The following is a 25,465-nucleotide window of genomic DNA, read 5'->3' as shown; positions in this document are numbered from 1 at the left end:
TTCAATAAAGATCCGTTTAAAATGGATTCCATGTTGGTTTAGGTGTTAGTTTTAAATATCCCACATTAATACCAAGGCGTGCGCCAATACCTGTGCGTATTGGAATGAGTAAGACATTATGGCGTTTTAAGACATGAAAACCAACCCCTGCAATTAAATAGGCCGAACCTGAAAGACCACCATAGCGCCCCCATAAATTATTTACATTCTTAAGATCGTACACTAAAATCATGAGACGGGAACCTTGTCCACCAAAGTCCCATCCTACAGAAGGACCTTGCCAAAAAACCTTATGCTGGCCATAGATTTTTGTAAAAAGTGTTCCCTCACCATAGGTTAAGCCTGCAAAAAAAGCACCAGAAGCTTCTTCCCCTAAAATATAGGCATTTGGATAACCATATCGTGAGAAGATATGTTGGATTGCTGCTGCTATACCACTGGTCGTTTTTCCAAAAAAAACATGACCAGAATCGATAATTTCTTGCAGGGAATAATGGGGGACGCTTCGTTCTATCGGTTGGGGTTGTGCATTTACAGTGTTTATGGTGACGAGTAAAAGGAAGATGAAAGCTGTGATGTTTTTGTACCAACGTTTTAAAAGCAAGAGAGCCATAAAAATTTTCCCTTTTATTAGTTACAAAGCAAGTTATAATATTAGGATTTTCGTTCTATTCAAATAAAAAATAAAATATAAGATTTTTTAAATTCTCGTATTTTTTCTGAAAAAATTTAGCATGATTGTTAAAGTTTCCTCTCTCTATGCATGAGATGTTAAGAGTTTTGGTTTAAAAGGAAGTTTTTTAAATCTTAGGAGCCCCAATAACTATGACACTCGCTATTTCTTTGAAGTCTACAGATCTTGCTGCTTTACTTTGTAGCCGTATTTGTCATGATTTGATTTCACCTGTTGGAGCTATTCAAAATGCTATGGAGCTCTATGATGAGGGAGGGGCTGAAGAAGAAGCTTTGCAGTTGGTTCGTTGGTCCGTTGCTAGTGCTTCTGCACGTCTACAATTTGCACGATTGGCATTTGGTTTTGCAGGGGCTAGTGGGGGACACATAGATACACGTTTGGCTGAGCAAGTGGCCCAACAATATATGCAGCAAGAAAAAGCAATTTTAAAATGGCAAGCTCTCCCTCTACTTTTACCAAAAAATGAAGTGAAACTTTTGCTTAATTTGTTATTGATTGCAAATGCGACGGTTTCTCGTGGTGGAGAAATCATTGTTAAGATTGTGCAGGATGAAGATAAGCTTTCTTTTCGATTTGAAATCTGTAGTAAAATTCTTCGTATTCCTGCTCATTTTATGGCCTTATATAATGGAGAAATTCAGGAAGAGCTTATCGATGCGCATGTCATCCAATTTTATTACACGTTGTTACTTGCTCAGATGACAGAGATGAAGATAAATATCAAAGAAACGGAGTGTTGTGTTATTTTGGAAAGTACGAGAGAGCTTTGAATAAGATAAAAATACCGAAGCCGTATTTAGAAAAAATGGCTGAAATTATCTCTGTAAGCGGTGAGAGTACATCCTTAAAAGGGAGGGTTGCGTTTTTTAAAGCTTTAAATATTTTCTTTCTATGAAGAGATTTTTAGTGTGCTATCCTTTCTTTGTAACAAGAAAAAAATCTCGGCCCGCTAAACTCCGAGATTTTACAATGGGCATTTTCACTGCTTAAGCGGTTTTACGTACGTCCTCTTCAATTGGATCACGTAATACATAACCACGTCCCCAAACTGTATCAATGTAGTTTACACGAGAAGAGACAGCTTCCAATTTCTTCCGTAGTTTGCAGATAAAAACATCGATAATTTTAAGTTCTGGTTCATCCATTCCACCATAGAGGTGATTGAGAAACATTTCTTTGGTAAGTGTCGTGCCTTTGCGCAGAGAGAGAAGCTCTAGCATCTGATATTCCTTGCCCGTTAAATGAACAGGATGCCCTGCAACTTCAACGGTTTTTGCGTCAAGATTAACGGTGAGATCACCGGTCACAATAACGGATTGCGCATGTCCTTTTGAGCGACGAACAACTGCATGAATACGTGCAATAAGTTCATCCTTATGGAAGGGCTTTGTCATATAATCATCTGCACCAAAGCCAAAACCACGCACCTTGTCCTCAATGGCATTCATACCGGAAAGGATAAGGACAGGAGTTTTTATTTTTGCCAATCTCAGAGTCCGTAGGACATCATAACCTGACATATCGGGCAAATTCAAATCAAGCAAAATGATATCATAATCATAAAGCTTTCCTAAATCGACCCCTTCTTCACCTAGATCAGTGATATAAACATTAAAATTTGCTGACTTTAGCATAAGCTCAATACTTTGAGTCATCGCTTTATCATCTTCAATTAATAATACGCGCATTTTAGATCCCTCACTTTGCCCCTTACGAATCAGAAGGGGCACTTTACATTTTATAACAGCTGGAAAAACCACTGTTTATAAAACCCATTCATGAAATTAAACACTTACAATAATAAAAGTGTTTATCAATATTTCAGTAGTACGCGCAACAATCACCACTGAATTCCCCACTATCTATGATAGTGGTTAACAAAATATTTTTATTTTGAAAAAAGTTAAAAATTATTTTAAAAAAATAGCATATTTTTTAACTTCATAAAGAAATTAAAGTGCTTTTTCCACTAAATTTTGACTTTAAGAAAGCCTTATAAAAGATTATTTTGATTGTTTTTTTAAATTTCATTGTTTGTTTACTGAGCTTTAAATCTCTATGCTCTATAGTAAAAACGAAGAGTGAAGAAATGGTTATTTTTTCAAGCAGTTTTTGTTCGTAAGTGCTTTAAGGAAAGGCAGAAAATGGTAATAGCAAATTTAAAAATGGACTGTTTTCGTCTGAGAAAGTGTAACTAACAGTATATGTTGTATGTTAGAGTGTGAATGTGAATTTTAAGCTGGCGTAATCAAGGAGTAGTGAGTATGAAGCCACGAGAAAGTATGGTGCGGCTAAGGATGTTTCAAATGCGTGGGAAGCGTCGTGAAATTGCACAGCTTGAGATGATGATTGCAGAATTTGAGCGAATGGTGTTAGAGCTGGAAGCGCAAATTATTCATGAAGAACGTAAATCTGGGAATAGTGATGTTCGTCATTTTGCATATTCTGCTTTGGCTCGTGCGGCACGGCAGAGACGCGATAATCTTGTAAATTCAATTCGTGATTTGCAGCTTCAAAAAACGAATGCTGAAATGATTCTTCATGAAATCAATGGAGAGTTGCAACGTGCACAGCTTCTTGAGGCACGGGAAAAGAAAACATTAACAGATGATGAGGATGTTTTTATTCAATCTCATTTAATGACTGGATAAAAAAGTTATCATTTAAAAATCAATATTTTGAAATATTTATAGGATGAAATGTAAAAATAGCCAAACTGTTATCGAGTTTGGCTGTTTTAAAGAATGTTTTAAGCTGTTATCGAATCATCATCAGCAGCAATTAATGTCTGTAATGTTGGATTCTGGTGGTGCGTAATCCGGCTAAACCGTGTTCATCAATCAAACTTTGCCATGAAAGAAACTCTTCTACGGTCAAAGTGTAGCGTTGACACGCTTCATCAAGGCTTAACAATCCACCTCTCACAGCTGCGACAACTTCAGCTTTGCGACGGATTACCCAACGCCTTGTTGTTTTTGGCGGTAGGTCAGCAATTGTAAGTGGACTTCCATCCGGTCCAATAACATATTTCATTTGTGCTTTTATTAGATTCGTCATTACTATCTTCTACCTTGAGTCAAGGATTTGATTCGTTTGTAAAACATGAGATTTAAAAAAGAGCTAAACCGGTTGAAAAAAAATTAATAAAATAAGCCTGCAGATAAAATATGCTGCAAAGTGAAGTGTGTAGAATAATTTTTTGAAATGTTTTCGTCAGATTTTTTAAAAAGAAAAAAAGGATTTTGTTTGCGCCTTATTTCTATCAATCTTTATTTGTTTGCAGCTACTTTTAAGAAAGTAATGCTATTGATTGTGGAAAGGTTAAAAAAACAATATAAGAGAATAATGGATAGCATGCAGAAGGCTATCAATGAATGGCGATCCACAAATAGAGAATGAATATATGTTTTTGAATAGTCTTGATTTGACAGGACCACCTGAGGACTTCCGTATTGTTGTAGCAATGTCGGGTGGGGTTGATTCATCGGTTGTTGCAGGCCTTTTGAAAAAGGAAGGATATAATGTCATTGGTATTACGTTGCAACTTTATGACCATGGTGCTGCGATACATCGGGTGGGGGCGTGTTGTGCTGGACAAGATATAGAAGATGCGCGCCGCGTTGCAGAGACATTGGGGATACCCCATTATGTTCTTGACTATGAAAAGCGATTTCGCGAAGCTGTGATTGATCCTTTTGCAGAAAGTTATGCACATGGTGAGACACCTGTGCCATGTGTGGCGTGCAATCAGACTGTCAAGTTTGCTGATTTATTAGCGACCGCGCGCCAATTGGGGGCGGATGCTTTGGCAACGGGGCATTATATTCGTTCGCGTTCTCATGGAGCACATCGGGCACTTTTCCGCCCTCTGGATGTTGATCGTGATCAGAGTTATTTTCTTTTCGCAACAACACAAGAGCAGATTGATTATTTGCGTTTTCCTCTTGGAGATCTTCCAAAAGCCCGTGTTCGTGAAATAGCGGCAGAAATGGGCTTTGTGGTTGCCAATAAGCATGACAGTCAGGATATTTGTTTTGTTCCACAAGGAAAGTATTCTGATGTTATTACAAAACTACGTCCAGAAGCAGCTAATCCTGGAGCTATTGTACATATCGATGGACAGGTTTTAGGAAAACATGCAGGAATTATGAATTATACTGTTGGGCAACGTCGTGGTATTGGTGTTGCAACGGGAGAAGCGCTTTACGTGGTTTATCTCGATGTAGAAAATGCACGTGTTATTGTTGGACCACGTGAAATGTTGGAAACACATAAGCTCTTTTTGCGTGATGTAAATTGGCTTGGTGATGAGCGCTTGGATAGTTTTCCCTCCGATGGTGTTGAGGTGGCTGTAAAAGTTCGTTCAACGCGTCCTCCTCATCTGGCTCGTTTGCATTATCAAGAAGATGTTTTTTCCGTTGACTTGTTGGAACGTGAAAATGCTGTGGCACCAGGACAAGCTTGTGTTTTTTATGATGGAAACCATGATGCAGCACGGATTCTTGGAGGAGGGTTTGTGATCCGTTCAGAACGTGCTGCTGATACTGAGGTGATGTTGAAACGCTTGTTATGCAATCTGGAAACAGAAACTACTGCTTCTTCCCAATTTACAACAATAGCTTCTTTTAAATAATAACTTGCATTATGGAATTGTTTTACAATTTGTAGGGATATTTTCTTTAAGAGAGTTTATCAAAATCGCTAAAGTGGGCAAATGCAATGCTTGAAGCTGTAGCAACATTGAGGTTATCAAAGCCATGAGCCATAGGGCTGCGTAATGTTTATGTTTTTAATACATTGAGTTGGTAATTCATCATCTTCTGTTCTTAAAATAAGCGCTATGCTTCTTGTTGGTTGTGCTTGCTTTAGTATGATGTATGGGGCAGAGGCGAAAAGTGCATAGAGATGGAAATCTGGAGCGTTTATAGTTGTTATAATGTCATGAATATCAGCTTTGAGAGCAGCACCAGTAGAAACTCTGATTGATTTACGGTAGAGTTGGATCACATGAAGTTTTGTCAAGGGAAATACCATTTCCTTGCAAATGGCTGCTGCATTGGGAAAAATATTCCCCATATTATCATGATTCGAAATACCACATAAAAGCAAAATCAAATCTTTTGTCTGAAGATCTTATAACAAGTTTTGTAATGATGGAAGCGTTTTGCATTTCTCGATACCAAAACATACCACGATGAACATGAAAACCGGTAATATTTCTATGATGTTTTGCGAAACGCAGTAAATAGGGCATATAAGTTGTGTTTTTTCTCAGAGGGCCATAAAGGCTAGGAAGGCGTTCTGCTATTATAAGTAGTAAAAAGGCAAAGATTTTTTTTGAAGCCAGTAATACTGATAATATGATTTTACCTTTAGCTATAAATTGATGCCGTCACCCAACAAGATCTTTTTTACGGATGTTGTGATAGTCTTTCAAACCTGGATCATCAGTTTTATAGATTGTTATGATATTTAAATGCATATGGGGTTTTAATGTTCTTTATTTTTAAATTACTAGATGTTCAATATTTGCTTTATTTTTTTAAGAAAGATAAAAAAATTCATTATTTTAAACTTATGCTAGAATTAATATTGACATAATACAACCAATGGTATATATTGACAATACCGAGTGCGGTACAATGTAGTTGTTTTCGTATCGGGTGCAGGGCCTTAGGTCCCCGCTATTTCCTAAGCTCTGCATGCCCTTAAGTTCTAAGGGAAAAGAATCTGGGTCCCCAATGCCCAGATTCTTTTTTTTGAGTTAGCGGTTTTTCTTTTCCGTTTCTAAAAAGCGTTTTCAAGTTATTTTAACAGTTATATTTTTAAATAAATATGGAGACGTTAGGTTGCAGTAAAATGCTTAAGCGCTTTTTTACTGTGTACAATGATGCTGATATATTACGGGTTTTAGTGTCCCAAAAGATGAATAATGATATGTGCGTGCGATATGTTTGAAAAAAATAGCTGTTTTTTTCAATTATGGGAGCAAGCGGCATGAAGTTATTTAAAAATTGATGGGATAATATGCTTGATTATTTAAAACGCGCTTTTTGTTTATTTTTGAGGCGATATTCACATTCTTTTATTTATTATGTTATGTAAGAGGGGCGGTACTGAAATAATAAGGTGGGCTGTAAAATTCATTTATGGATATTATAAAGCTTCTATGATGTTGTGGGACTATTGGTAGCATATCAAAAATATCAGTGGGACTCTATTGCTTATTTCATAAAGAAGAATGGGCGTGATTATGAATGCCAAAATCAATATACAAAGTTTAACTCTGTATTCTATCTTCGTTGCATGTCTTGTTTTTGCTTTAAAATATTGGGCATATGATATCACTGGTTCGGTTGCTCTTTATTCTGATGCATTGGAATCAATTGTTAATATACTTGCCTCACTGGCAGCATGGTGGGCTGTTAGAGTCAGTATGAAACCGGCAGATCACAATCATCCTTTTGGGCATCATAAGGCGGAATATTTTTCTGCGATTCTTGAAGGAATTTTAATCATTATTGCGGCTATTATCATTTTAAGAGAAGCATGGATGGCTCTCTCAACCGTTAAACTCTTGCAAAAGCCAGGAATGTGGCTTGTTATTCATCTTGTTGCCAGTGTCATAAATTGCATGTGGGGTTGGATTTTGATCCATCAGGGAAAAATGCATCGTTCACCAGCTCTTAAAGCTGATGGAATGCATTTCATAACAGATGTTTTTACCTCACTTGCCATTTTAATTGGTTTGGTTGCTGGTTTCTTCAGTGGCTGGGGGATTCTCGATCCGATTTTGGCAATCATTGTTGCCATTAATATTCTTTTGCAGGGCTGGAAAGTCATTAACAGTGCTATTCAGGGGTTAATGGATGTTGGAGTTGAATTGAATGAAACTATGCGGATTCGTGAGCTTATTTCTGCAAATGCACAGGGTGCACTTGAAATCCATGATTTGCTTACTCGTGTGGCTGGTAGAGTAACTTTTATAGAGTTTCATTTGGTTGTACCAGCTGTAATGTCGGTTGGAGAAGCCCATAAGATTTGCGATAAAATTGAAGCTGTCCTGCATAAAGAATTTGATAATGTGCGCATTTCTATTCATGTTGAGCCTGAAGAAGAGGCGAAGTTACCTCTCGGCACAACAGTGGTGCCTTTTATATAAAAGAATTATAAAGCAAAATATTGTTGTTTTTGGTTGTGGTACAAAGTATTTAAAGATCAATTGTTTCAGTGCGGGCGACTTCATTTTTTTGATTGATAAGGCTATAGCGTTGCAGTTGGCAGTGCCATTGAGAGCTTTCACCATCAATAACAAATAAATTAAAACCTGCTGGTGGTTTTTTATCACCAAAAGCTTGTGATGTAGAAGAAACACCAACAATAGGAATTTTTCCTGTAGTTCCTTGAATAGTTGTCAATGTAGGAAGATGGGTATGTCCGTGAAGAACGAGTTCACAGCCTTGATGTTTGATAACGTTTAGAAAACGCTCGATACCCCATAATTTCTTATGCCAAGAGGTTGCATGATGAAAAGGAGGATGATGGATCATAACAATGCGAAAAAGATTGCGCATTGCTGCTTCATTTAAAAGTTGTAATAATATTTGCGCTTGTCTTTTACCAAAATAACCAGAAGCTTGAAAAGGAGGTGTCGCAATGGCTGAGGAAGCAGCTATAATAGCGACATTGTCGCGAATACGCATATAAGGAAAGGGAAGGGCATGTTTTTGAGGAAAATCACCTTCTATCCAAGGTTTGAAAAAACTACAGGCTTTTCGAAAAGCTCCATGGACATAGGCATCATGATTGCCAAAGGTTAAAGAAATATTTTGTGGTTCTCCTTGGTTAAGCAACCAATAACGTGCTTGCTCAAATTCTTTATCAAGAGCAAGATTGACGAGATCTCCAGAGATGACTAAGTGGTCTGGATTTGTCTTTTTCAAGTTGTCCATTAAAATTTCTAGGACATTTGTTGCCATTTGGTTCTTGCGTTTTTTTTGCCAATTAAGATAGCCGGTAAGGCGTTTGCTACAAAGTTCAAAGAGAGAAGGTTGTGGTAGTGGTGCAAGATGCACATCCGATATATGAGCAAGATAAAACATAGTTGTTAGCATAGCGTTGAAAATGATTTAGGCAATCAAAAAGCGATATAGGATAAGTGGAGGTATTTTGAGTGCAGAAAGGAATTGTAAAATGCAAAAAGTTAGTGAAAAAGAGAAAGCTTTTGGAAAATTTCTGCTTCATTGGTTTTTGCAGGATAAAAAGGTGGCGTGATATTCTACGTTATTCCTTATCTTATTGGTGTATATTTTTGTAGAATACACTCGTATTTTAAAGTTGTGCTCAAAATTTCTTAATAACTTTCACGATACCACATGCTGTTCAATAGTAAAAGACAAGCAAGCAATGCCAAGAAATCAGAAAAAATCGGAAAAGAGGAAATATTGATTAAACGGGTTTCAGTTGCATCTTTCAGAACAATTGCACGCGCAAGAGAAGATATTGTGTTTGTTTGTGATTGAATCAGTTTAAGTGGAGGAAGATGAATACTTCCTTTTTCTGTGTTGTGTAAATGTGTGATGTATCCGCCAGTGTGTTTAATGATAGGGGCTAGTTTTTCTTTCGTTGAAATTAAGTCAAACAATTCAAGATTGTTTTGCACGCCGACAGAAGAAAGCGTTGTTAAGTCACCGTTTTTGATGGTAAAAATTCCTATCTCATCAGTCTTAATCGTTGCTGTAAAGACACCTTCTTGCTCTTTTGTAAGAGTAATTGTTTCTTTCTTCTTTGAGGGAAAAATGATTTCTACTGGTTCTGGATATTCTTTGAGTGTTTGGCGACGAATGATTAAATGTTGGTGGTTGCTGGTGGCAATTAATTTTTCTTCTTCAAGTTCTGGTTCTTTCATAAGCCAATGGGCAATGCGGCGATAAAGAGCTGCATAAGGTCCGCCACCTTCGAAATCTCTTGCCCAAAGCCAACTTTCATCGGAAAGCAACATGCCCACACGTCCCTTATCCGCGTGAGAAAGGAGTAACAGCGGTTGTTCATCAGCGCCTTTCATGAGAGCCATGCCTTTGTGTCCATCTTGAATAGCAATTTGTCGTAGCCATCGTCCCCATTGAGAGGCTGGATAAGTAGATGTTGCAAGACCTTTTGTGACAGGGTGGCGTTCACCTTCTTTGGTTAATTTTGGGAGAAAAGGTTTTTCAAGAATAGCACCATTGGGTAATGCGGGCAGGATACTGATTAAAGGGGTTTTTGCAAGTGAGTTTTGTTGGGTAAATTCAGGTCCTGTTACTATCAGTAATGCACCACCATTTTGTACATATTGAGAAATATAATCATAATAGATTAATGGGAGAGCAGAAGAATGTTGATAGCCATCAAGGATGATGAGATCAAAATTATTAATCTCTTCAACAAAGAGTTTTCTTGTAGGAAAAACCACAAGTGACAATTGGCTTAAGGGCGTATTATCTGCTTTGTTGGGAGGGCGCAAAATTGTAAAATGAACAAGATCAATATTAGAATCTCCTTTTAAAAGATTACGCCATGTTCGTTCACCATTATAAGGTGTGCCCGAAATAAGGAGGACATGCAAATTTTCTCTAATGCCTTCAATAAGAGTTATGGCGCGGTTATTTTCAGAGCTTAATTCCTCCTTATAGGCATCTGTTGTAACTTGGATAATATTTTTTTCAGCATGGGGAAGCGTGATTTCAGTTTGAAAAATAATGCCCGGGGTTACAGGGTAATAACCAACTTCTTGTCCATTAACACTGACGGTAATGTTTGCTTGCGGTGGTATGGATTCTGGGCGTTGCCCTTTATCTTCTACTAAGATGGAGAGCGTTTGTGGTTTATTGATGAGAGCAAAGCGAGGCGGAGAAATGAATTTAATTTGACGGTCAAATTCATCTGGTTTGCCCGTTATAAGCGCATTGAGTGGTGCTTTATGGCAAAGCTCTGAAATGTCAGGAATATCATGAACTTGTCCGTCGGTGATAAAAATTGTGCCAGCGTAGCGAGATGGTGGAACATCGGAGATAGCTTGTGTTAAAGCATGAAACAAATTAGTTGAAGGGGCATATTGAGTATCAGCAAGTTTTCCAGCATCAATAAAACGTGGTTCAAATTGTGGATAATGTGCCAATGCTTTTGTAAGTTGTGCGCTTGCCTCATCACTGTCATGGGTGCGTGTGCCAAATATTTGGCTTTGGCTGCGATCAATGACAATACCTATTGTGCTTTTAAGTGGTTCACGCTGTTCTTTTATAAGTATTGGATTAAGCAATGCAAGGATGAGTGAGGTCAATGCCATAAGGCGCAATAAAGATCCTTGACGTTGCATAACGAGGCCAATTATGACAAAAAAGGCGGATATTCCCCCCAAGAAGAGAAGCCAAGAAAGAGGCAAAAAGGGCTGAAAAGTTATGGATGGTATCATCGCCTTCTTTCCCTTTTAAAGCGTTCTAAAAGTGCCGGAACATGCACTTGATCTGCTTTATAATTTCCTGTAAGCGCATAGATAACTATATTTAATCCTGCGCGAAATGCCCATAGGCGCTGCATGGGATCAGTGGGAATAAGTGGATATTTCCACATGCCTTTCTCATCGAGTGCCCAAGCACCAGCAAAGTTATTTCCTGTGATCAGAAGAGAACTTACATTATCGCCCGCTCTGTGAGAATTTTTATTGTTTTTATTGCTTGATGATGTTGCAACCCACAAAGGAGAACCACGATAAAGTCCTGGAAAATCTGGCATGATATAAAAAGAACGTGCGATCACATGATCCGTTGATGCGGGTTCAAGGGCTGGAATGTTTAATCCTTTTAAGATAGTTCGTAGTCTTTGGGTTTCTGCGGTAGCATCTCCTTCAAGATTAAGATTGGTGTTTATCTGGTCACGTGTGTCAAATAAAATCGTGCCTCCATGTTTCATAAAGTTATTTATTTTTTCCAGACTCTTTTGTGATGGGACAGGACTGTTCGCGTCAATCGGCCAATAAATGAGAGGATAGAAGGCAAGCTCATCTTTATCGAGGTCAAGTGCTATCACAGAGCTTGGTGCAAGCATTGTACGTTCTGCAATAAACTGACTTAAGGCTTTAAGACCACTTTTACTCGTTGAATCAATTTCATGATTATTTGTTATAATGTAAGCAAGATGTGTTGCTCCTGCTGCTTGTATTATGCTTTCATCAGGAGCAGGTGTGTTTTGTGCGTGAAGGGTTGGGGGCTGTAAAAAGAAGGCAATGAGAGCTATTGTAAGGGGGAGGAATAGAAGCATATTGTTGCGACGGTTGAGAAAAAGAGCTCCTCCCATCCATAAAGTTAAAAAATTGTCAAAAGCAAAGAGCAACATAGCTAGTCCTAAAAATGGACCAATAAGATGTTTTTCTTTTGTGTTGTAAGATAAAGCCTTTTTGCTTAAGGAGCGTGACAGCGGTTGTTTTATCAGCTGTGATGAAGAATTTAACAAATTAAGTGCATAAAAATTATTTTTTACGCCGTAAAGTCCAGGAGGTGTACGATAGGAGGGAAGGGGTGGGTGTTTTGTGTCAAGAACGAGTGGAACAACATAAGAGGGAGGTGTTTGTAATTGTCCATCAGCGGTGATTGTTCGCCAAGGATTTTGTATCATTTTTTCTTTTTTTATCTGTGTTGGATTTGTACTTTCATAGGTACTCAATGTTATCAGTTTTTGCAGCATTTGTGCAAAAAAAACAGAAAGAGGGAGGTTTGACCAAGTGGGATCGGGGGCAATGTGAATAAGAATAAGCGTTCCTTTGCCACGTACTGAGGCTGTAATAAGGGGTGTTCCATCAGAAAGACTAAGCCATGTTTTTGCAAAAAGATCTGGATTTGGCTCAGCTAGGATTTGGCGTGAGACAGTGATATCTTCTGGAAAGGGAAGATCAGAAAAAAGGCTGTTTTTTGCAAATGGTGCAAGTTTTTGCGGTTTCGTCCAAGACATAATACTGCCAAGAGAACGCTTCCCAGGACGCAAGGCGACTGGCAGTAGGCTATCATAGTGTTCTGTGCTACTCAAGTTTTCTCCTGCAAAGCGGATCAGTGTTCCTCCTTTATTGACAAAGTCAGAGAGCTTTTTTTCCGCTTTTTCTGATATATTCACAATATCACCCATAATAAAAACAGAAGGATTTTGTTTGAGTAAGTGATCAATATCCGTTGAAAGCTCTCTTCCACCAGCTGTTATAAGCTGTGTATGATCCTGTAATGCTTTGATAATATAGTAAAATGGAGAGAGTAAAGGTTGTGTCATTTCATTAGTATTTGGTGAGAGAAGAGCAACACGATTTACTCTCTTATGATTGTCGACTAAGAAGGTCGCTGCAGCGTGGGCTTGGTTACTTATTTTTATCCAAGCGATATCATAGCGCAATTCAAGCGGGACATGAAAAGGAACGAGCGTTGTCGTTTCTCCTTCTTGGAAGTTTGTGGTAAATTGACCAAGAAGTTGATTGTTTGCATCGTAAAGCTCTAGTGTGGCTGGAGTCTTCCCGTGTGTTGTTGAACGAATAAGGCGCGCTGCCATATTGCCATTGTTATTTTCTATGGATGTTATGCCAGTGAAAGCAGAAATATCAGTTGTGTACCATAGGAATGTTTTGGGCCTTAATTGTTCAAGAAGTGTAAAAGCTTGATCATCTTCACTTGTTTGTAATCCATCGCTTAAGTAAGCAATATCAGGAGATTTTCCTTTGGTTTTTTCAATGAGCTTTTTGAGTGTATGCATACGATTGACAGGCCAAGGACGGGGTTGCAAATGTCTTAAATATTGTTTTACCACACTTGCAGGAAGTAAATTTAGAGGGGCATCATTTTCAGCTGTGGCAAGAAAATAAATGTCTTTTTGGTGTTGTTCTGCTTGTGCGAGAAGGATTTGTGCAAGCGAAATGCGCTTCTGCCATTCTTTTGTAGATGCCCATCCATTATCAATAATGAGGACAAGTGGTTGAGAGCCGGAAAGTATAAGGGGCTCTTCATTCCAAGTGGGGCGGGCTAAAGCGATAATAATGAGTGCTGCTACGGTTAAGCGTAACAACAGCAACCACCAAGGTGTATGCTTTGCTGTTTCTTGCTGGTTGGTTGCTTTTGGGAGAAAACGCAAAGGGGGAAAGAGCTCTCTACATGGGGTGGGAGGGGTCATCCGCAACAACCACCAAATGATTGGCAGGGATAAAAGTCCTAGTAACAACAAGGGAGCAGCAAAACTCAAAGCGGCCTCCTGATGTGTGATGGAGAGCCTTCTATTTTGTTTGCAAGATACAAAATGGTTTCTGTCAAAGGTTTGTTTGTCATACTCACATGATAGGTCCATCCTTGGCGCAAACAAAAATTTGCTAATTCTTGTCGCCTTGCTTGATACAGTTTGCAATAGTGTTCACGAAGGTTTTCTGCTTTTCCAAAAATATGCTTTTCTTTTGTTTCGGGATCAAAAAATTCTGTACAACCTTTGTAGGGAAAATTTTCTTCTGCTGGATCAGCAATTTCAATTAAATGTGCAGTAACCTGTTTTGTAGACAAACTGGTTAAATGTTGGATAATCTTTTCAGGATGATCAAGAAAGTCACTTATTATGATGACATGTGAAAAACGCGTAATTGTTGAAAAATTTGGCAATGGATTTTCACTTTGATGATTTGCCAAAGCGAGCGTCATGCGTTCTATGACATTGGATGCTATGGTAGGTGGCATGAGATTGGGGATAGCAATATGTTCTCCACTTTGTGCAAGAAGTAATGCCAAGGCAAGAGTAAGAATAATAGCATGATCCACCTTAGAGATTTTAGAAAAGCGCGAACAATAATGCATAGATGCACTTTGATCAGGCCAGAACCAAATCGTTTGAGTCATTTGCCACTCATGTTCACGTAGATAGGTATGTTCATCACGCGCTGAGCGACGCCAGTCAATGCGCGTAACGGATTCGCCTTCAACATAAGGGCGGAATTGCCAAAAATTTTCTCCGTTTCCACGTTTGCGTTGTCCATGCCACCCAGTTATCAATGTATTGGCAATGCGATGTGCTTGTAGAAGAAAATACGGCATTTTTGTAGTCTCTTCATGCAGTTTTCTCGCGAGTGATATGGGAGGGGTTTTTGAAACTTTTTTGCCAATGGCCATTTCTAAAGGGCATCTTTCAAAAGATTATTGATAATATCTTTTACGGTAACATCTTCAGCACGTGCAGAAAAATTAAGTGCCATGCGGTGTTGTAATACCGGGTGTGCTAGCGATTCAACATCATCAAGTGAGGGAGCTAAACGCCCATAATAAAGGGCACGGGCGCGGACACAAAGTGACAGTGCTTGCGATGCTCGTGGGCCAGGACCCCAGGCAACATAAGTATTGGCAAGAGTATTGTTTTTATGAGGGCGTGCTGAACGGACGATTTTTAAAATGGCTTCTACAATATTTTCTGAGATTGGCATTCTCCGAACGATATTTTGAATTTTTTGCAGTTTTTGTGCTGATAAAATTGGCTTTGTATTTTGTTTCTTTTCTCTTGTTGTTTCTAAAACGATACGGCGTTCTGTTGTGAGATCAGGATAGTCAATATCAATTTGCATTAAAAAGCGATCTAATTGTGCTTCAGGAAGTGGGTAGGTTCCTTCCTGCTCGAGAGGATTTTGGGTTGCGAGCACATGAAAGGGGTGTGGCAAATCATAACGGGTACCAGCAACAGTAACATGATATTCTTGCATGGCTTGTAAAAGAGCTGATTGCGTGCGTGGAGAGGCACGATTAATTTCATCAGCCATGAGAAGTTGAGTAAAAATAGGCCCTTGAAGGTAGCGGAAAGAGCGTTTCCCACTTTTATCGGAATCCATAATTTCAGAACCGATAATATCTGATGGCATGAGATCTGGAGTAAATTGGATGCGTTTTTCATCAAGTCCTAAGACTATTCCCAAAGTTTCAACAAGACGTGTTTTGGCGAGTCCTGGAGCACCGACAAGAAGGGCATGTCCACCAGAAAAAATCGTTATTAAAGCATATTCAATCACATGATTTTGCCCAAAAATAACTTTGTCAATTTCTTGTCGCAGAATATCCAATTCTTTGTACACGCTATCAATATCATCAATGATCCCTTGAGCTTCATTATTGACATTGGCCTTTTTCATAAAATTGGATGATATATCAGGTTGACTCATATTTTTTCCTTAAGGCATTTGTAGAAAAAACGATAATTTTCTCTGCATGATAATGAATATTTTATGATTTGTAGCAGAAAATGAGAAGAAAAGAAGTGTAATATGTTGTTTTTTTATATTCGCATACATGCAGAGTTCTCTATTTGAAACAAAAAGATGGTTGTGTAGGGGATGTATGGGTAATTTTATTCTCATAAAAATATCTATAAAAGGTGAAGAAGACGATATTTGAAAGGTTAAAAGCTTGAGCATAAGACAAAATTTTAAACAGGTTGCGTGGTTACAAAATAATGATATCCAAACACTTCTTCGCGTTTTGTCTTTGGATGGTGAAGAGGCGCGTATTGTGGGAGGGGCGGTGCGCAATCAATTGTTAGGGCAGACTATTTGTGATATTGATATTGCGACAACCTGTTTGCCACAGCAGATTATAGCACGTGCAGAAGAGGCAGGATTTAAAGCTATTCCTACAGGTGTTGCATTTGGTACAATCACGGTGGTTTCTCCGTCATGTTCTTATGAGGTCACAACGCTTCGCTGTGATGTTGAAACAGATGGACGTCATGCAAAAGTGGTATTTGGTCGTGATTGGCAAAAAGATGCAGAACGGCGAGATTTTACTATTAACGCACTTTATTGTGATGCTGCTGGACGCCTCTATGATGATGTGGGAGGTTTAAAGGATATTGCCAGCCGCACGATTCGTTTTATTGGTGTTGCAGAAAATCGTATTCGAGAAGATTATTTGCGTATTTTGCGTTTTTTTCGTTTTTTTGCTTGGTATGGGGCGGGACGGCCGGATGTACAAGGATTGAAAGCATGCGTTTGTTTAAAAGATGGTCTGCAAAAACTTTCTGCTGAGCGCATTTGGGCAGAGATGAAAAAACTTCTCATTGCTGCGGATCCAACGCGTGCTCTTTTATGGATGCGACAAAGTGGAATTTTGACACGCATTTTTCCTGAAACAGAAAAGTGGGGCATTGATGCAATTCACTCCTTGGTAAAAACAGAACAGGCTCTTGGTTGGGAAGCTGATCCGTTGTTACGGCTAGAAAGTCTTCTTCCTCCTGATCCTATACGTCTGCATGAAATGGCACAGCGTTTGCGTTTATCCCATAAAGAAAAAACACGGTTAAAAGAATGGGCAGAATTGGAAATGATTAAGCAAAACTGTTCAGATGGTTTTGTGCAAAAACTGATTTATTTTCATGGACGACAGCCAGTTTTAGATCAATTATCTTTATCTGTAGCGGTTGCACGTGGTGCTATTTTGAAGGAAAGCGAGGCATTACAAAACGCAGTGAATTATATCGGGCTTTATCAGCTTGCTCAAAAATGGCAGATTCCAACTTTTCCTGTTACCGGCAAAGATTTGATTCAGAAAGGTTTTACTAAAGGTGTGCTGTTAGGAGAAAAGCTTAAAGAGCTAGAGATGATATGGATTGAAAGCGGATTTCTCATAGATCGTCATACATTATTAGAAAAAGTACATTCATCATAGAGCTTTTTGCTGAGATATTTTTATTCTTTTTTAGTATAATTGTTTATAACCATTTGGTTATTGACAGGAAAAACAATGCGGTGAGATATTATTGGCTTCAATACTCATTCAATTTTGCATCGTTTTTTTCTGATGATTTATAAAATTGTTCTGTAGCTTATTTCTGAAGTATCATTGAAGAGTGTATGAACTCTCAAGAGATGTGATAATTTCACTTTTTAATCGTTATGCGGTGTAAAGAAATGGCACTTTAATCAATATATTGAGTTCCTTGAAGGGATTTTTTTTATTTTCTTTATAAAGTTTCATTGTTTTTATGATAACCAATTTGGCGTAGTGCTTCTCCTGTTGTTATGGCGACACTCATGGCAAGATTTAGGGAGCGCGCATGTGGTTGCATGGGAATTTTTAATGCGTAATCAACGGCGTCATGAACGTAATCGGGAACACCTGCCGATTCACGACCAAAAAGTAAAACATCATCTTTTTGATAGCATATCCGCGTATAGCATATTTCCGCCTTTGTACTGAAAAGCAAAAGACGACGGTTAAAGAGTCTCATGGTAGTTATAAAATGTTGCCAATCAATATGTCGCTCGAGCGAGGCATATTCGAGATAATCCAACCCTGCTCGCTTAAGATTGCGATCCGATAGGTTAAAGCCGGCTGGTTCAATAATGTGAACATGTAAACCAAAACAGGCGCTAAGACGCAAAATTGTTCCCGTATTACCTGCAATATCAGGTTGAAAAAGTGCAATGTGAAGTGTCATAACTTTATATCGTATGATTTTTTCTTTTTTTTTGTAAAGAAGTCTTTAGAGCTTGTTCAAAAAAATATCTTTAAAGAAGTATGCGATTTTTGTATTTTACTTCTCTTCATTCTGGATTTCAGGGAAAAATTTGCGTACATAGGTTTTATATAAGCCAAGAGTGAATTTTAACTATTATTAACAATACTCAAAAAGAATGGATTCATTAAGTAAAAAATGGAACATTTGCAAAAATGAGGTTGGATCATTAATTTTAGTTTAAATAGGTAAAATGTATTTTCTATGTAAAATTTGATTGGAGATTAGGGTGACGAAATTTGTTGGTTCGGCTGCATCACAAGCTGATTTTATTTGGAAAAATGCAGAAGATTTATGGGGTGATTTCAAGCACACTGATTTTGGTAAGATTATTTTGCCATTTACTTTACTACGACGATTAGAGTGTACTTTGGAACCAACACGTGAGGCTGTACATGAGTCTTATAAGCAGTTTATAAATGCAGATATTGAGCTTGATCCAATTTTATGTTTGGCTGCAGGTTATCCTTTTTACAACACTTCTGAGTATTCACTCTCAACATTAGGGAGTACTCAGACACGCCGCAATCTTGAAGATTATATTACTCTGTTTTCTGATAATGCGCGCAGTATTTTTGAAGAATTCGATTTTTTCAATACGATTATCCGGTTAGAGAAAGCAAGATTATTATACACCATTTGTAAAAATTTTGCAGGAATTGATCTGCATCCCGATAAAGTGCCAGATCGTGTAATGAGCAATATTTATGAGCATTTAATTCGTCGTTTTGGTTCTGAGGTGAATGAAGGAGCCGAGGATTTTATGACGCCGCGTGACATTGTACATCTGGCAACAGCCCTTTTGCTTGATCCAGATGATACTTTGTTTGAAAAAACTCCTGGCTTAATCCGGACACTGTATGATCCGACATGTGGTACGGGTGGCTTTTTAACTGATGCAATGAATCATGTTGCGGACTATAGCCATCACTATAAAATTCCTCCGGTTTTGGTGCCTCATGGGCAAGAATTGGAGCCAGAAACCCATGCAGTGTGTGTGGCTGGTATGTTGATACGCCGTTTGGAATCTGATCCTGGGCGTGATCTGTCAAAAAATATCCGCCAAGGTAGCACGTTGTCCAATGATCACTTTGCTGGTGAACGCTTCCATTATTGCCTTTCTAATCCTCCCTTTGGCAAAAAATGGGAGAAAGATAAAGAAGCGGTCGAAAAAGAACATAAGCTTGGAACTTTAGGGCGTTTTTCTCCTGGTTTACCTAGAATTAGTGATGGTTCTATGCTGTTTCTCATGCATTTGGCAAGCAAGTTGGAACTTCCTGAAAATGGTGGTGGTCGTGCTGCCATAGTTCTGTCTGGCTCACCACTGTTTAACGGTGGAGCTGGTTCTGGAGAGTCTGAAATTCGTCGCTGGTTACTGGAAAATGACCTTATTGAAGCTATAGTGGCCCTCCCAACAGATTTATTCTTTCGAACCAATATCGCTACCTATCTCTGGATATTATCTAACAAGAAATCCGAAAACCGTAAAGGTAAGGTGCAGCTTATAGATGCCACAGATCTTTGGACACCTATCAAAAATGAGGGGAACAAACGCCGCATTATTAGCGATGATCAACGTCGCCAAATTTTGGATATATATGCAGCAGGTGAAACCAATTCACGTTCTAAAATGTTGGACTACCGCGTATTTGGTTATCGTCGTATCAAGGTACTTCGCCCACTACGTATGAAATTGGTATTAGACAATTCAGGGCTTTCACGATTGGTGTCCGAAGCTGCTTGGCGTAAATTGCCAGCAGAACATCAAACTTTTTGGATGGCAGCTATCAAGCCACTGATTGGACAAACGCAACATTACAATTGGGCTGAAAAATTTTCTAAAGAAGCTGTCAAATCTGATAATGGCAAGTCATTACAAGTTAAGGTAAGCAAAGTTTTCATGACTGCATTGATCAATGCTTTTGGGCATAAAGATTTACAAGTTGATCCTGTGACAGATGCTAATGGACAAGTCTTACCAGATATAGATTTGAACGATTATGAAAATGTACCTTATCTAGAAGATGTTCAGGATTACTTTGCTCGTGAAGTTCTACCGTATGTGTCAGATGCTTATCTGGATAAGAACTTCATTGATGAGAAGGATGGTAAACTGGGACGGGTAGGCTATGAAATTAATTTTAATCGTTTTTTTTATCAGTATCAGCCACCTCGCAAGCTTCAAGATATTGATGCCGACCTCAAGAAAGTTGAAGAGGAAATTGCCACCCTGCTGGCAGAGATGGCTGCGCAATGAGCCAATATAAACCATATCCAATATATAAGGATTCCGGTGTTGAGTGGATTGGACAAGTGCCAGAACATTGGAAGATCGCCCGAATTAAATGGATTTCTATCCTTAATCCCAAGAAATCATCCTTGATCGAGGGGAAAGATTCTCTTTGTACATTTCTCCCTATGGAAAAATTAAGAACAAATACTATCACTTTGGACGAAACTCGTACAGTCAAAGATGTTTACGATGGTTATAGCTACTTTTGTGACGAAGATATTCTCATTGCCAAAGTAACTCCTTGTTTTGAAAATAGAAATATTGCTATTGCTAATGGACTAGTTAACGGTATTGGTTTTGGTTCAACAGAAATAAATGTCATTAGGACAAATGAAAGGAGCTATAATCGTTTTCTGTACTATTGGTTACAAGAAGACCGGTTTAGAACTATTGCTATCTCTGAGATGAGAGGTACTGGAGGATTAAGGCGTGTTCCAACAGAAATCTTTGAATCATTTGTTATTGTATTGCCTAATCTAGCAGAACAAAACACTATTGTGGCTATTTTAGATAAAGAAACTGCCCGTATTGATGCGCTCATTGGCAAAAAAAAACGCTTTATGGAGTTGCTTAAGGAAAAGCGACAAGCTTTGATTACTTATGCAGTTACAAAAGGTTTGAATCCTGATGTCAAAATGAAGGATTCCGGTGTTGAGTGGATTGGACAAGTGCCAGAGCATTGGGGGGTTGTTCCAAGCACATGGCTATTTGTAGAGCGTAAGGAGAGAGCACATGCGGATGATCAGCACCTTTCCGCAACTCAAAAATATGGTGTTATTCCTCTAGCCGAGTATGAAAGACTAGAAGAGCGGCGAGTTCCTCATGCTGTAAAGAACCTTGAACAGCGAAAGCATGTAGAATTGAATGACTTTGTTCTCAGTATGATGAGCTTTGAAGGAGGAATTGAGAAAGGAAAGGCTTGTGGGTGTGTTAGTGCAGCCTATGTGGTACTGCGAGCAAAAGTTGGTGCAGAAGTTGATTATTTTGCATATTTGTTCAAATCAGATTTGTATATACAATGCTTAAAGACTACAGCTAGATTTATCCGTTATGGGCAAAATTTAAATTACGGCGACTTTCGTCAAGCTAAACTTCCCAAGCCTAGTTTAGAAGAACAGCAGCATATTTCCAAATTTTTGAATCTAGAAGTGGCTCGTATTGATGCGCTTGTTGCTAAAGTCGAGGAAAGTATTGCTTTACTTAAAGAACGTCGGGTAGCTTTTATTACAGCGGCAGTGACTGGACAGATTGATTTGCGAGGAGGATAATTATTGATCTTATCATCTCATCAAGAAAAGAATTTTCAAAATTATATTATTGAGTGTTTGGTTGGGCAAGGGTGGATGCTTGGTGATACCAAGTACTACGATACTGAGCGGGCATTATATCCAGAAGATCTTGAAAGCTGGATCAAAAATAGTGGTCAAAGTGATAAATGGGATAAGCTGGAGCGCTTTCATGGTACCAAGTCTCTTGATGTGCTTATGAAGCGTTTAGGAAAAGTGCTAGAAGAGAAAGGCACAGTACAGGTGCTAAGGCAGGGATTTTCGATAGCAGGTTGCGGATTGATTGAAATGACAGAAGTGGCACCAGAGGATAAGCGTAATGCAGACGTGTTTAGACGTTATCAGGCTAATATTCTGCGTGTGGTTCCCGAACTAAAGTATCATCCTGCGCGTGAATTTGCCATTGATTTAGTCTTATTTATTAATGGTTTACCTGTCGCAACGCTGGAGTTAAAGACAGATTTTACGCAGACGATAGAAGCTGCGATGGATCAATATCGTAATACTCGCTTACCTTATGATCCAAAAACGAAGTGTAAAGAACCATTATTGACTTTCAAGCGAGGGGCTGTAGTGCACTTTGCTATGTCTGATTCTGAAATCATGATGACAACAAAATTGGACGGAAAAAACACTTTCTTCTTACCGTTTAATAAGGGGAATAAAGGTCATGCAGGTAATCCACTAGGTGAAATCAAACCAGATGGAACACGAGAATATCCAGTGGCGTATTTCTGGGAAGATGTTTGTCAGCCAGAGGCTTGGCTGCGTATTTTTCATAGTTTTGTTTATATTGAGAAGAAGGATGTGGTGGATATTCATGGAAATTTGTCGAGGAAAGAGTCCCTAATTTTTCCTCGTTTTCATCAGTGGACGGTTGTAAATAAAATATTGGCTGATGTTCGTAGAAATGGTTCGGGGATGACTTATCTCGCTGAACATAGTGCGGGTTCAGGTAAAACCAGTACCATTTCATGGACTGCACATGAGTTGGTGAAATTACGAAAAGACAATGGAGATGCGGTGTTTGACAATGTTATTATTGTCACTGATCGTAATGTACTTGACGCACAACTTCGCGAAGCAGTGCAACAAATTGATCATCAATTTGGGGTCATCGCTGCTATTGACCGACAAAAATCTTCCAAATCCAAGAATAAACAGCTCTCAGAAGCGTTATTGGCTGGTACGCCTATTATCGTGGTTACTATTCAGACTTTTCCTTATGCTATGGAAGCTATTATTACAGATCAGAAACTGAAGGGTAAAAATTTTGCGGTTATTATTGATGAGGCACATAATTCGCAAACGGGGGCAACTGCTACTAAGTTGCAAACTGCACTAGGTATGAGTGGACACGGTGATATGTCTAACATGACAGTAGATGAATTGTTGGAAAAATTGCAGAAGTCTCGCATCCGGTCGGATAATATCAGTTATTTCGCTTTTACTGCGACACCAAAACATTCTACTTTGATGTTGTTTGGCCGCTTGGCAGATCCCAGCAAACCAGCGTCAGATAATAATAAGCCGGAAGCTTTCCATACGTATACTATGCGCCAAGCTATCGAAGAAAAGTTCATTTTGGATGTGTTAAAAGGTTATATGCCTTATAAAACTGTTTTCAACCTCTCCAAACAGTTTGAAGATAGTAAGCGAGTAAGTGGTAAAGCAGCCAAACGTGCCTTGGCTCAATGGATGGCCTTGCATCCCACCAATGTGATGCAGAAAGTTCAGTTTATTATTGGGCATTTTACGAAGAATGTTGCACATCGTTTGAATCATACAGCAAAAGCGATGGTCGTTACGGGGTCACGTGTTGCTGCCATTCGCTATAAAAAAGCATTTGATTGCTATATCGAGCAGTATAGTGAGTATAGTTTTATTCGTTCATTGGTTGCTTTTTCAGGAAAAGTGATTGGTCAACAGATGATGCATCAGTATGATGATGCTTATCTCGATGACGTTTTTATGGTGAATGAGAATGAAGAATTCACTGAGTATAGTATGAATCCGGACGTACAGGGAAAGGATTTACGTTTTGCTTTTGACCGTCCTGAATACCGTGTCATGTTGGTTGCTGATAAATTTCAGACGGGTTTTAATCAACCAAAATTGATGGCGATGTATGTAGATAAAAAAATTGCTAATCATGTGGAGATTGTACAAACTTTTTCTCGTCTCAACCGTATGACACCCGGAAAAGATGAAGTTTTTATCATTGATTTTGTGAATAATCCAGAAAATGTCCGTCAGGCTTTTGCTACCTATGATGATGGGGCTCAACTTGATGAAGTTCAAGATCTGAACGTGGTCTATGAAATCAAAGACCGTTTGGATGGATATGGATTGTATGATAAAAGCGATCTTGCTGCATTCAAGGGAGCTTGTTTCAAAACTATTGGTGGCCTTCCCCATAAAAAAGCGTTGCAACACAAGGCTCTGTATGCTGCTACAAATAGGGCAACGAATCTTTATAACAACAAAATGAATATGCTTCACAATGAAGTGGCAGTATGGGAAGTTACTTTTGAAAGAGCTCGTGCTGAAGGTGATAAAGAAGGTATGAAATTTGCTGATTATCATCAGAATGAAAATGCTCAGAAAATCAAGATGTTGTTGGATTTTAAGTTAAATCTTGGACGTTTTTGCCGTACCTATTTCTATATCGCACAGCTTATTGATTTTGGTGATCCAGAACTGGAGAATTTTGCTGCTTTTGCCAAATTGTTGCAAAAACGTTTGCTAAATGAAGCGTTAGAAACTGTTGATTTGTCCGGTTTGATTCTCACTGGATTTGACATTAAAAAACATAGTAAAGAGAAAGTAGTAGCTGAAGAAATACCTGTGCTAAAACCTGTTGGTGCTGGAGGAAAAAGTGGTGCTGGTGATAAGCTTAAATTCGTCAAAGAGATTATTGACAAGCTTAACAGTTTATTTGGTGAAGCCACACCTATTCAGGATCAAGTCGCTTTTATCAACCAGATCAAATCAATTGCCGGCGAGAGTGATGTAGTAATGGCTCAGCTAAAAAATAATACCCGTGAACAGGTTATGAAAGGTAATCTGCCTAGTGTGGTGCAGCAAGCTGTAACACGTGCTATGTCGAGCCACCAGAAACTTGCTCTACAGGTTCTTAAACCAGAGCATCAAGGTATGGCTGCATTGGTTGAAGTAGTCTATGAGTTGTTGCGTAAAGATTATAACATTGATTTGGGTATCGAATAAGGTATGTTCGATTTTTTAAAACTATGAAGTATTGTGCTATTAATAGATATTAAAGAGAGCTAAATTCTTTATCATTGTGACGGAAGAGATCGAAGACTCTTTGTGTAAGAGTTATTATATTTGAATATATAAGTATTGGGATGCATAAATAATTTTTTTGATACTCCGCTGTATATGGGCTTGTTTGCTCTGAGATTTAATATCTGTGTTTTTAAGGGGAATTTTGTTGCAAAATGCTGATGTTGGCTTTGCATTTTTGAATGGTAGATGTCAGGCTCAACGCGACTGGTTAATATGTTTCCGCGTCAATCTTTGAATATAACTTTTTGTGTTTTAGTAGAATAAACAGTCAGAAATATCGTTCATGATTTAATTGAAAAGCTTCAACAAAGAGGGTTGCAAAATTCCATTGATCCTTGAGGG

At 38.6% G+C, this 25,465-nt stretch carries 18 protein-coding genes; 8 read left to right on the top strand and 10 right to left on the bottom strand.

Annotated elements, in window-relative coordinates; translation table 11 throughout:
- Positions 1–16: 16 nt before the first annotated feature.
- Positions 17–613: a DUF1134 domain-containing protein gene (locus ABD909_RS03945; RefSeq protein ID WP_345096664.1), complete on the bottom strand. Its 597-nt coding sequence runs from the start codon at positions 611–613 to the stop codon at positions 17–19.
- A 212-nt stretch (positions 614–825) separates the two neighbouring features.
- Here ABD909_RS03945 and chpT point away from each other — a divergent pair, with 212 nt between their 5' ends.
- On the top strand, positions 826–1,464 hold the full coding sequence (chpT, locus tag ABD909_RS03940) for a histidine phosphotransferase ChpT (RefSeq protein WP_345096663.1): 639 nt from the start codon (positions 826–828) through the stop codon (positions 1,462–1,464).
- A gap of 216 nt (positions 1,465–1,680) precedes the next feature.
- Here chpT and ctrA read toward each other — a convergent pair whose 3' ends face one another.
- Positions 1,681–2,382 carry a response regulator transcription factor CtrA gene (gene ctrA / locus ABD909_RS03935; RefSeq protein ID WP_006590160.1) on the bottom strand — a complete coding sequence of 234 codons (702 nt, stop codon included), beginning with the start codon at positions 2,380–2,382 and terminating at the stop codon, positions 1,681–1,683.
- Between the two features lie 576 nt (positions 2,383–2,958).
- On the opposite strand from ctrA, the gene ABD909_RS03930 reads away from it, so the two are divergent.
- A complete protein-coding gene (locus tag ABD909_RS03930) occupies positions 2,959–3,345 on the top strand; it encodes a flagellar export protein FliJ (protein ID WP_345096662.1) in 387 nt (128 codons plus the stop codon).
- 130 nt (positions 3,346–3,475) lie between these two features.
- Here the strand turns inward: ABD909_RS03930 and sciP are convergent, their stop codons facing one another.
- Complete coding sequence (gene sciP, locus ABD909_RS03925; RefSeq protein WP_345096661.1) at positions 3,476–3,751, bottom strand: CtrA inhibitor SciP; 276 nt, start codon at positions 3,749–3,751, stop codon at positions 3,476–3,478.
- Between the two features lie 346 nt (positions 3,752–4,097).
- Between sciP and mnmA the strand changes: the two genes are divergently transcribed.
- A complete protein-coding gene (gene mnmA, locus ABD909_RS03920) occupies positions 4,098–5,327 on the top strand; it encodes a tRNA 2-thiouridine(34) synthase MnmA (RefSeq protein ID WP_345096716.1) in 1,230 nt (409 codons plus the stop codon).
- Between the two features lie 116 nt (positions 5,328–5,443).
- Here the strand turns inward: mnmA and ABD909_RS03915 are convergent, their stop codons facing one another.
- Positions 5,444–5,803 carry a TrmH family RNA methyltransferase gene (locus ABD909_RS03915; protein WP_345096660.1) on the bottom strand — a complete coding sequence of 120 codons (360 nt, stop codon included), beginning with the start codon at positions 5,801–5,803 and terminating at the stop codon, positions 5,444–5,446.
- A 1,144-nt stretch (positions 5,804–6,947) separates the two neighbouring features.
- On the opposite strand from ABD909_RS03915, the gene ABD909_RS03910 reads away from it, so the two are divergent.
- On the top strand, positions 6,948–7,856 hold the full coding sequence (locus ABD909_RS03910) for a cation diffusion facilitator family transporter (protein WP_345096659.1): 909 nt from the start codon (positions 6,948–6,950) through the stop codon (positions 7,854–7,856).
- A 49-nt stretch (positions 7,857–7,905) separates the two neighbouring features.
- On the opposite strand, the gene ABD909_RS03905 is transcribed toward ABD909_RS03910, so the two are convergent.
- The 5 genes from ABD909_RS03905 to ABD909_RS03885 form a co-directional block, all read right to left on the bottom strand.
- Positions 7,906–8,808 carry a metallophosphoesterase family protein gene (locus ABD909_RS03905; protein WP_345096658.1) on the bottom strand — a complete coding sequence of 301 codons (903 nt, stop codon included), beginning with the start codon at positions 8,806–8,808 and terminating at the stop codon, positions 7,906–7,908.
- 239 nt (positions 8,809–9,047) lie between these two features.
- Positions 9,048–11,144 (bottom strand): glutamine amidotransferase, encoded by a 2,097-nt coding sequence (locus ABD909_RS03900; protein ID WP_345096657.1) that lies wholly within the window; start codon positions 11,142–11,144, stop codon positions 9,048–9,050.
- A complete protein-coding gene (locus ABD909_RS03895; RefSeq protein ID WP_345096656.1) occupies positions 11,141–13,942 on the bottom strand; it encodes a DUF4159 domain-containing protein in 2,802 nt (933 codons plus the stop codon). The genes ABD909_RS03900 and ABD909_RS03895 overlap by 4 nt, the downstream gene beginning before the upstream one ends.
- On the bottom strand, positions 13,939–14,850 hold the full coding sequence (locus ABD909_RS03890; protein WP_345096655.1) for a DUF58 domain-containing protein: 912 nt from the start codon (positions 14,848–14,850) through the stop codon (positions 13,939–13,941). The genes ABD909_RS03895 and ABD909_RS03890 overlap by 4 nt, the downstream gene beginning before the upstream one ends.
- Before the next feature lie 2 nt (positions 14,851–14,852).
- Complete coding sequence (locus ABD909_RS03885) at positions 14,853–15,884, bottom strand: AAA family ATPase (RefSeq protein WP_345096654.1); 1,032 nt, start codon at positions 15,882–15,884, stop codon at positions 14,853–14,855.
- A 244-nt stretch (positions 15,885–16,128) separates the two neighbouring features.
- Here ABD909_RS03885 and ABD909_RS03880 point away from each other — a divergent pair, with 244 nt between their 5' ends.
- On the top strand, positions 16,129–17,385 hold the full coding sequence (locus ABD909_RS03880; RefSeq protein WP_345096653.1) for a CCA tRNA nucleotidyltransferase: 1,257 nt from the start codon (positions 16,129–16,131) through the stop codon (positions 17,383–17,385).
- A gap of 295 nt (positions 17,386–17,680) precedes the next feature.
- Here the strand turns inward: ABD909_RS03880 and ABD909_RS03875 are convergent, their stop codons facing one another.
- Complete coding sequence (locus tag ABD909_RS03875; RefSeq protein WP_345096652.1) at positions 17,681–18,157, bottom strand: tRNA (cytidine(34)-2'-O)-methyltransferase; 477 nt, start codon at positions 18,155–18,157, stop codon at positions 17,681–17,683.
- Between the two features lie 307 nt (positions 18,158–18,464).
- Here ABD909_RS03875 and ABD909_RS03870 point away from each other — a divergent pair, with 307 nt between their 5' ends.
- From ABD909_RS03870 to ABD909_RS03860, 3 genes are all read left to right on the top strand, one after another.
- Positions 18,465–20,492 (top strand): type I restriction-modification system subunit M, encoded by a 2,028-nt coding sequence (locus ABD909_RS03870; RefSeq protein ID WP_345096651.1) that lies wholly within the window; start codon positions 18,465–18,467, stop codon positions 20,490–20,492.
- A 191-nt stretch (positions 20,493–20,683) separates the two neighbouring features.
- On the top strand, positions 20,684–21,796 hold the full coding sequence (locus ABD909_RS03865) for a restriction endonuclease subunit S (RefSeq protein ID WP_345096650.1): 1,113 nt from the start codon (positions 20,684–20,686) through the stop codon (positions 21,794–21,796).
- A 3-nt stretch (positions 21,797–21,799) separates the two neighbouring features.
- Complete coding sequence (locus ABD909_RS03860; protein ID WP_345096649.1) at positions 21,800–25,042, top strand: type I restriction endonuclease subunit R; 3,243 nt, start codon at positions 21,800–21,802, stop codon at positions 25,040–25,042.
- Positions 25,043–25,465 lie beyond the last annotated feature (423 nt).

The sequence above is a fragment of the Bartonella acomydis genome (assembly GCF_039543025.1).
In the GTDB taxonomy this organism is placed as follows: domain Bacteria; phylum Pseudomonadota; class Alphaproteobacteria; order Rhizobiales; family Rhizobiaceae; genus Bartonella; species Bartonella acomydis.
Note: the sequence above shows the minus strand (reverse complement) of the source record. Positions and strands in the feature narration are given on the sequence as shown.